The 8,637-nt window shown below is 71.2% G+C and carries 8 protein-coding genes and 1 tRNA gene; 5 read left to right on the plus strand and 4 right to left on the minus strand.

The window, feature by feature from the left end:
- The coding region (locus VM840_06235; GenBank protein HVL81174.1) for a response regulator transcription factor at positions 1-699 on the plus strand (699 nt) is incomplete at its 5' end.
- 1 nt (position 700) lies between these two features.
- Here the strand turns inward: VM840_06235 and VM840_06240 are convergent.
- Positions 701-782 (minus strand) — tRNA-Leu (locus tag VM840_06240).
- An 82-nt stretch (positions 783-864) separates the two neighbouring features.
- On the opposite strand from VM840_06240, the gene VM840_06245 reads away from it, so the two are divergent.
- The 4 genes from VM840_06245 to VM840_06260 are packed head-to-tail and all read left to right on the plus strand — an operon-like array spanning position 865 to position 6,644.
- Positions 865-2,550: an AMP-binding protein gene (locus VM840_06245; protein HVL81175.1), complete on the plus strand. Its 1,686-nt coding sequence runs from the start codon at positions 865-867 to the stop codon at positions 2,548-2,550.
- A 35-nt stretch (positions 2,551-2,585) separates the two neighbouring features.
- Positions 2,586-3,419 carry an ABC transporter ATP-binding protein gene (locus VM840_06250; protein ID HVL81176.1) on the plus strand — a complete coding sequence of 278 codons (834 nt, stop codon included), beginning with the start codon at positions 2,586-2,588 and terminating at the stop codon, positions 3,417-3,419.
- Positions 3,409-5,877: an FtsX-like permease family protein gene (locus VM840_06255; protein HVL81177.1), complete on the plus strand. Its 2,469-nt coding sequence runs from the start codon at positions 3,409-3,411 to the stop codon at positions 5,875-5,877. The genes VM840_06250 and VM840_06255 overlap by 11 nt, the downstream gene beginning before the upstream one ends.
- The gene (locus VM840_06260) at positions 5,874-6,644 is read left to right on the plus strand and encodes a class I SAM-dependent methyltransferase (protein ID HVL81178.1); all 771 of its coding nucleotides are present in this window, start codon (positions 5,874-5,876) and stop codon (positions 6,642-6,644) included. The genes VM840_06255 and VM840_06260 overlap by 4 nt, the downstream gene beginning before the upstream one ends.
- Here the strand turns inward: VM840_06260 and rdgB are convergent.
- The 3 genes from rdgB to VM840_06275 are packed head-to-tail and all read right to left on the minus strand — an operon-like array spanning position 6,629 to position 8,605.
- Positions 6,629-7,210 carry an RdgB/HAM1 family non-canonical purine NTP pyrophosphatase gene (gene rdgB, locus VM840_06265; protein HVL81179.1) on the minus strand — a complete coding sequence of 194 codons (582 nt, stop codon included), beginning with the start codon at positions 7,208-7,210 and terminating at the stop codon, positions 6,629-6,631. The two genes, VM840_06260 and rdgB, sit on opposite strands and share 16 nt — an antisense overlap.
- Positions 7,207-7,929 carry a ribonuclease PH gene (gene rph / locus VM840_06270; protein HVL81180.1) on the minus strand — a complete coding sequence of 241 codons (723 nt, stop codon included), beginning with the start codon at positions 7,927-7,929 and terminating at the stop codon, positions 7,207-7,209. Before rph ends, rdgB begins: the two co-directional genes overlap by 4 nt.
- A gap of 28 nt (positions 7,930-7,957) precedes the next feature.
- Entirely contained in the window at positions 7,958-8,605 is a 648-nt protein-coding gene (locus VM840_06275; protein ID HVL81181.1) for an MBL fold metallo-hydrolase, read from the minus strand.
- Positions 8,606-8,637 lie beyond the last annotated feature (32 nt).

The raw sequence follows: 8,637 nt of genomic DNA on the forward strand, positions 1-8,637 counted from the left end.
GAGAGCGCCATCGAACGGGACATATCGGGAGAGGCGCCCTACGATGTTCGCGTGAACACCGACCGGATCCGTGTCCTGGTCGTCGACGACCACAAGATGTTCGCCGAGAGCCTGGTGAACCTCCTCGAGCGTGAGGAGGACCTAGCCATAGTGGGGCAGGCAGGCAGCGTCGGAGAGCTGAAGCGCGTCCTGCAGGAGACGGAGCCCGATGTCGTGCTGATGGACTACCGGCTCCCCGACGGCGACGGGATCGAGGCCGCCGGGTACGTGCGGCGCGAGCGATCCGAGGCGCAGATCGTGATGCTGACCGGCATGAGCGACGACACGGTCCTGCTCCGGGCGATAGACGCAGGATGCGCGGGGTTCGTCACGAAGGACAACGCCGTCGAGGAGGCCGTAGCCGCCATCCGCGCCGCCGCGTCCGGTGAAGCCGTGATCTCGCCTCACATGCTCTCCCGGCTCCTGCCCAAGCTGCGCAGGGAGCGTGAGCAGGAGCCCCAGAGCCCACTCACGCCGCGGGAGCGGGAGGTGCTCCTGCTCCTGGCGGAGGGGCTGTCGAACGGCGCGATAGCCGAGCGCCTGTTCATCAGCCTGAACACGGTGCGCAACCACGTCCAGAACCTGCTGTCGAAGCTGGGCGCGCACTCCAAGCTCGAAGCGGTCGCCATCGCGGCCCGCAACGGGCTCGTCGACCGCTAGGTGCGGGCGGAGGGACTCGAACCCCCACGGGTTGCCCCACAGGGACCTAAACCCTGCGCGTCTACCGGTTCCGCCACGCCCGCGTCCTGAAAGCCTAGCCGTTGTAACCCAGGCCGGCTCCCCTCGGTCTGTACCCGGACGTCGGCCGACCGGAGGAGGGGACCCTTGTTCAACGCCGTCCCGGACCTGGACATCTCGAGCATCCCTGACGCCCTGGACAGATCCGCGTCAACGTCGCGGGGTGTCACGCTCGTGGACCGCGACCTGCGGGAGCAGCGCTTCAGCTGGTGGGAGTTGAACGAGGCGGCCGCTCGCGCGGCCGCGGTGTACCGCCGCCTCGGCGCCGGACCCGGCGACCGCGTCTGCATCCTGTCGCAGACCAGCGCCGACCTGCTCGTGGGGCTCTTCGGCGCGTGGCGGGCGGGTGCGGCGCCCGTCGTGCTCCCGCTCCCCCGCCGTCAGTCGGAGCTCCCGCAGTACGTGGAGGATGTGTCGATCCGTGTCCGGACGGCGGGGGCGACGGTCCTAGCCGTGTCCGACGAGATCGCGACGCTGATGCCCGCCCCCCAGGACGTGGACGCCCGGGTCGTGACCCTCTCTGAGATCTCGCGGGGCACCGATCCCTACCTCGTCATCCACGCCCCCCGGTCCCCGGACCTCGCCTATCTGCAGTTCACCTCCGGCACGACGGCCCGTCCTCGAGCGGTCGAGCTGACCCATGGGCACCTGGTGGCCAACATGGCGGCAGCCGGACGGATGCTCGATATCGACCCGGATCGCGACGTGGTGGTGACGTGGCTCCCCCTGTTCCACGACATGGGGCTGATCGGCACCGTGCTGGGAGCCGTGATCCACGGCACGGAGCTCGTGCTCATGCCGACCGAGGAGTTCCTCGCCCGGCCCGGCTCGTGGATGGACGCGATGTCGCGCTACGGGGGGACGATCACCGCGGCGCCGAACTTCGGGTACGGGCTCGCCGCCCGGGACCTGGCCGCCAAGCCGCGCGCGCTGGACCTGTCCCGTTTCCGGGTGGCGGCGAACGGCGCCGAAGCGGTCGATATCGAGACGGTCGGCCGGTTCTCGGAGCTGGCGGGAGCCTACGGGTTCCGGTCCGAGGCCATGAGCCCGATGTTCGGCCTGGCGGAGGCGACGCTCGCGGTCACCGTCTCCTCGGCCGGGGACCCGGTCCATGTGGACTGGGTCGACCGGGAGGCGCTGGAGACGGAGCGGCGGGTCGTGTTCACCCAAGCGGGGAGCGAAGGCGCGCGGGGTTTCGTGTCCTGCGGGTTCGGGCTGCCCGGACACGAGGTGGCGATCCTGGACGGGGAGGGCCTCCCCGTCGAGGACGGCCGGGTAGGCGAGATCTGCGTCCGGGGGCCGAGCGTGATGACGGGGTACTGGCGCGATCCCGCGGCCACGGCCGAGGCGCTGCGCGACGGGTGGCTGCACACCGGCGACCTCGGGTTCTGGGGACGCCGCGGCCTGGCCGTCTGCGGACGCGTCAAGGACATGATCATCCTCGGTGGGCGCAACCTGTACCCGGAGGACTACGAGTTCTGGACGGAGCGGGTCCCCGGCGTGCGGAGGGGCAACGTCATCGCGTTCGCGATCCCCGAGCGCGAGCGCATGGTCGTCGTGGCCGAGACCACCGCGGCTCCCGACGAGGCGGAAGCGGTGGCCCATCGCGCCCTCGAGACGCTCCGGACCAAGCTGCCACGCGGACCCGAGGAGGTCGTCCTGGTGCTGCCCGGCACGCTCCCGAAGACCTCGTCGGGCAAGCGTCAACGCAGCGCGTGCCGCGACCGCTACCGGGCCGGGGAGCTGGCCACGGTAGCCGTCGCGGGTCGTTAGCCTCCCAGCCACCGGTCTGCGTCGTAGTCTGGCGCGTGCCCACGACCCCGGATGTCGTCCTGGCCGCCCGCGCTCTGACGAAGGTCTACGAGACGGGTGGCGCCCGCACGGTGGCGCTCGACGGGGTGACCGTGGACCTCCCCCGTGGGGCGTTCGTGTCCGTCATGGGGCCGTCGGGGTCGGGGAAGTCGACCCTCCTGCACCTGCTCGGCGGCCTCGACTCCCCCACGTCCGGCGAGGTCCTGCTCGAGGGGGCGCCCCTGTCCGGACTCCCCGACCGGGAGCTGACCCTGGTCCGCCGCGACAGGATCGGTTTCGTCTTCCAGTTCTTCAACCTCGTGGGCGTCCTGACGGTGGAGGAGAACGTCGCGCTCCCAGCCGTGATCGCGGGCCGCCGCCCCGCGGAGTACCGCTCGAAGCTCGACGCGCTCCTCGAGCTGGTAGGTATCTCCGACCTGCGCACGAAGCTGCCGGCCCAGCTATCGGGCGGACAGCAGCAGCGGGTGGCCATAGCCCGGGCACTCTCCACGGATCCGGCCGTCCTGCTCGCCGACGAGCCCACGGGGAACCTCGACTCCCGGACCGGGGACGAGGTGCTGAGCGTCATCTCGCAGGTGCGCCGGGAACTCGGCCAGACGGTGGTGGTCGTCACCCACGACCCGCGCGTCGCGTCACACGCCGAGGAGGTCCTCTACATCCGCGACGGTGTCATCGGGGGCCGTCTGGACGTGGCGCAGGCGTCGGAGCCGAGACGGGCCCGTCGATCCGCGGCGCCGAACGGGAGACGCACCCGGACCGGGCGACCGACGGGAGGGGGTGGGTCCCGTACGGACGCTGTCCTCGCTTGGCTCCAGGAGCTTGAGGCATAACAAGGCGCGCTCCGCGCTCACCGCGCTCGGCATCGTCCTGGGCGTCGCGATCCTGTTCGGGGTGCTCGTGTCCAGCGCCACCACCAACTCGGGCGTGGACAGGTTGTTCCAAGACCTGACCGGGCGGGCCGACGTCCTCGTGTCCGCCGCCGGAACCAACGACGCGACGATGCCGGCCGTCGCCGTCGTAGGTCTGGCCCGGCTCCCGGACGTCGAGGCCGCCGTGGGCGGGTACGGCTTCTCCTCCTCGGTGAGCACCGGCGAAGCGACGGAGACGGTGGGCGTACGTGGAGTCGTCCTCGAGCAGGAGCGGCTGATCCACGATCACGTGCTCGAGCCGGACGGCGGACGACGGTTCGCCGAAGGGGCGCCCGAGGTGGTGATGCCCCGACGGCTGGTGGACCGCCTGGGCCTGGGCCTCGGCGAGAAGGTCACGCTGACCACCCCGTCCGGGCCGACCGAGGTGACCCTGGTCGGTGTCCTGACGGACACGGGGGCCGGCCGCCGCAACGAGGGTCGTGTCCTCTACACGTCCCTCCCGGTCGCGCAGGCGATGGGGGGCGTGGGAGATCGCCTGTCCGGCGTGGCCCTGGTGCTCGCGAAGGGGACCGATGTCGGCTCCTGGGTGGCCGAGCACGAGGGGGACCTCGGGCCGGGCTACGAGTTCGTCGATGCCGATTCTGTGGGAGCCGGGTTCAAGGACTTCCTGCGCGTGCTCCAGTCCTTCTTCACCTTCTTCGCTGCCCTTGCGCTCTTCGTGGGCGCGTTCCTGATCTACCTCACGCTCTCCATGGCGGTGGTCGAGAGGAGACGCATCCACGGGACGATGCGGGCCCTGGGGGCCACGCGGGGTCAGGTCGCGCGCGTCGTCCTGGCCGAAGCGGCGACGTTGGGCGCGGCCTCGACCTTGGCCGGGCTGGTGCTCGGTCTGGCCGCCGCCCGAGGCCTGCTCGCGCTCATCGGGGAGCTGTTCGACATCGAGCCGGCGGGGCTGACCGTCACGGTCGGAGCCGTCGTCGTGTCTTCGGCGCTCGGTATGGGTGTCACCCTCCTCTCCTCGGTCGTACCCGCCCTGCGCGCGGGCAGGCTCTCCCCGGTCGTGGCGATGAGGGGCGAAGTGGCGTTCGAGGGCGCTGCCGGCCGGTCGTGGATGGCAGGTCTGGTGTTGGTCGGGGTGGGTCTGTTGGTACGGGCGGGCGGAGCCACGGGCGCGTTGCTGACGGGGGCGAGCACCATCGCGATACTGGCCGGGTCCGTGCTGCTGGTACCCGCCCTCGTGCGCCCCCTCGCCGCGCTGGTCGGGCGCCTCACGGGGCGCCTGGGTCCGGGCGTGGGGGAGATCGCCGTCCTGCACCTCGTCAAGGAGAGGAGCCGCTCGGCGTACACGCTCGGTCTGATCATGGTCGTGATGGCCATGCTCCTCGCGGTCGGAGGCGTCAACGCCTCCGTGACGAACGCGATCGCGGGCGTGGTCGACCGCCAGTTCGGGGCCGATCTGCGGATCGGCGCACCAGGGCCGGTCGACCCCACCGTCGAGGAACGCCTGCGAGGCGTGGCGGGGGTGGGGGCCGTGTCGGCGGTGAGGTTCGGCCGGGTAAGGGCGGTCGGACACGAGGAGCGCGCCCTGCTGACCGTGGTCGACCCCCAGACGTACTTCTCCGTATCGAGCTTCTCGTGGGCGGACGGGGACGACGCGGCCGCCCGTGAGGCGCTCAGCACGGGAGGCGCGGTCCTCGTCTCCGACCGTCTGGCGCGCGACCTCGGGCTGTCGCGGGGCGACCCGCTGACGCTGGAGACGGCCGCGGGACCGGTCGCGTTCGCGATCGCGGGCAGCTACGTGTCCTTCGAAGGGGTCCCGTCGGTCACGATCGGACTCGGGGACGGGCGCCGCTCGTTCGGCGCGGACCGCCCGGCGGCCTTCCTCGCCGCACTGGCCCCCGGCGCCGATCCGGATGAGGTCGTGGGCGCCGTGAGGCGGGAGGTGGCCGACCCGTTCGGGCTCACCGTGACGACGGCCGTGGAACAGAAGGCGGAGATGACCACGGAGATCCGCCGGTACTTCCGCATCGTCTACGCGATCCTGCTCTTCGCGGCCCTGGTCGGACTACTCGGACTCGCCAACACCCTCGCGATGTCGGTCCTGCGCCGGTGGCGGGAGATCGGCGTGCTGCGGGCGATCGGCGTCACCCGGGAGCAGGTGGCCCGGATGGTCCTCGTGGAGGCCGCCACGCTCGGCGTGGTCGCGTTCCTCCTCGCGATCCCCCTGGGCTCCCTGCTGTCCGTGCTCGTGGTACGCGATACGGCGGGCTCGTTCGGCCTGAACATCCCCTACCTCTACCCGGTCCGATGGCTGCCCGTCCTGGCCCTGTTCGGGATCGGGATCTCGGTGCTGGCCGCGGTGGCGCCCGGGAGGCGGGCGTCCCGGATGGAGGTCGTCCAGGCCTTGGAGCACACGTGAGCGGTTCCGTTCGATTCGACCGGGCGGCGTCCTTCTACGACCGGACCCGAGCCATCTCCCCGCAGGCTCAGGCGCGCCTGGTCGAGCTCCTGTCCCAAGAGCTGTCCGGACGCGGACCCTGCCTCGAGATCGGCGTAGGGACCGGTCGGATCGCGCTCCCGTTGCACCGGGCAGGGATCGAGATGATCGGTGTGGACGTGTCTGGCCCCATGCTGGAACAGCTCGCACGCAACGCCGGCGGAGACCGGCCGTTCCCCCTGGCCGTCGCCGACGCAGAGCGTCTTCCCCTGCGAGACCAGTCGGTCGGAGCCGCCTCGGCCTTCCACGTGCTGCACCTGATCCCGAACTGGCGATCGGTCGTGGACGAGCTGGTCAGGGTGGTCAGACCGGGAGGCACGGTCCTCATCGACCCCGGGGGGGTGCACGACGAGCCCGACGAGCTCGAGAGGGTGTTCCGCGAAGCGGCCGGGATCGTGGACCGCAACATCGGCCTGAAGAGGATCGCGGATCTCGACGAGGCCTTCGCGGACGCGGGGGCGTCGGTCCGGGAGCTCGAGCCCGTCGTGGACCCCCGGACGACCACGGCCAACCGCCGGATGGACGCGTGGGAGCAGAACATCTTCTCCTTCACGTGGAGGCTGACCGACGAGGTCAGGATGCAGGCGGTCGAGGCAGCACGGGCGTGGGCGAGGGAGCACCTCGACGATCCGGACGAGGTGGTCGAGCGACCCTGGGTGATCAGGGTCCGCGCCTACCGGCTCCCCTGAACGGAGTGGAGCAAGGCGCGCAGCGCACCGGCCCGGTGGGAGATGGCGTTCTTCTCCTCGGTCGAGAGCTCAGCGGCCGTGCGATCCATCCCCCCCGGCACGAAGTACGGGTCGTATCCGAACCCCGAGTCCCCCCGGGGCTCCGTGACGATCCGCCCCTCGAAGGTCGCCTCCCCCGACCACCACTGACCGGTCGGGAGTAGCAGCACCGCGACCGCCCGGTAGCGGGCGGTCCTGGCATCCTCTGGGAGCGGAGCCACGAGCCGGGCCAGCTTCAGGTTGTTCCCGTCGTCGGTCGCGCCCGGTCCGGCGAAGCGAGCCGAACGGGGGCCCGGGCGGCCATCCAGGCCGTCCACCTCGAGTCCGGCGTCCTCGGCGAGGACGGGCATCTGGGCTAGACGGACGAGCGAAGCGGCCTTCAACCGCGCGTTCTCGAGGTAGGTGCTCCCGGTCTCGACCTCGCCGATGTAGTGGGGGGAGGTGACCACCTCGAGCTCCGAGCCCTCACATATGGCGCAGATCTCCCTGACCTTCCCGGGGTTGGAGGACGCGAGCAGGACGATCATCGGTCGAGCGCGGCCCGCTGGGCGGCCACGAGCTCGTCGATGCCGCGGCCGGCGACCGCCAGCATCTGGTCGAGCAGGGCCTTGTCGAACGGCTCCCCCTCGGCCGTCCCCTGCACCTCCACGTACCGTCCGGACCCGGTCATCACGACGTTCATGTCCACCTCGGCCCGGACGTCCTCGGAGTAGTCGAGGTCCAGGTGGGGCACCCCGTCGAGGACCCCGACCGAGACCGCCGCGACGTGGTCGTCGATCGGGATGGCCTGGATCAGGTGCTGGTCCTGCATCCAGCGGAGCGCATCGTAGAGGGCCACGAACCCTCCGGTGATGGCGGCCGTCCGGGTGCCGCCGTCGGCCAGGATCACGTCGCAGTCGACCGTGATGGCCCGCTCCCCCATCTCCTCCAGGGAGACGACTGCGCGCAGGGACCGACCGATCAGCCGCTGGATCTCCATCGTGCGCCCACCCGGCCGACCCCTGGATACCTCGCGCTGGTTTCGCTCGGCGGTCGCCCTGGGCAGCATCGAGTACTCCGCGGTCACCCACCCCCGCCCGCTGTCGCGTAGCCAGGGCGGGACCCGTGTCTCGACGGAGGCCGTGCATACGACGCGGGTGCGCCCGAACTCGACCAGGCAGGAACCTTCGGCGAAGTCCACGTACCCGCGGGTGAAACGGACGGGACGCAGCTGGTCGGGGGTGCGGCCGTCGGCCCTGGTGGTCACGGCGGTCAGTCTGTCAGGTCCGGCGCCGTCAGGGGTGGTAGGTCTGTCCCTCGCCGGCCGCCTCGATCGGCCCGTCCCAGTTCTCGGCTGCCTCGCGCACGGCGTCCTCGACCGGGATCGACCCCCACACGTGCGTGAGGAGGAGACGCTTCGCCTCCGCTTTGCACGCGAGCTGTCCGGCCTCGTCTCCCCACATGTGGATCCCCGGAGGGAGCTCGTACGGCCGGACGTACGTCGCCTCGGCGACCAGCAGGTCGGCGCCGCGACACAGGTCCGGCAGCTCGTCGAACATGGCCGTGTCCGCCGTGTAGACGAAGGTGCGGGCCCCGTCCGTGACCCGGACCCCGTACGTCTCCACGGGGTGCAGCGTCGGAAAGGGCTCCACCCGCAGGTCGCCGACCTCGAACGGGGAGCCGAGGTCGCTGAACCCGAAGACGGTCCCGAAGAGCTCCCGCGACGATTCGTGCAGCTGCGCGGTGAGCGACCCGGCCACATCGGGCGGGGCATGGACCGGGACGTACTTGCACTCCCCGTCGTAGCCGAGCGCGTACATGAGGGGGATCATGTCGGCGGTGTGGTCGGCGTGCGAGTGCGAGAGGACGATGGCGTCCACGCTGTCGTAGGCCACGTGCTCCTGGAGGCGGGAGAAGGTGCCGTTCCCGGCGTCGATCCACAGCGTGGCCTACGACAGCGTGGACGCCATCGTCC

The sequence above is a fragment of the Actinomycetota bacterium genome, from assembly GCA_035540895.1.
Lineage (GTDB): Bacteria > Actinomycetota > JAICYB01 > JAICYB01 > JAICYB01 > DATLFR01.

Excerpts from the sequence above, each read along its gene's own strand:
- rdgB (HVL81179.1), bottom strand. The coding sequence starts at position 7,210 with ATGATCGTCCTGCTCGCGTCCTCCAACCCCGGGAAGGTCAGGGAGATC.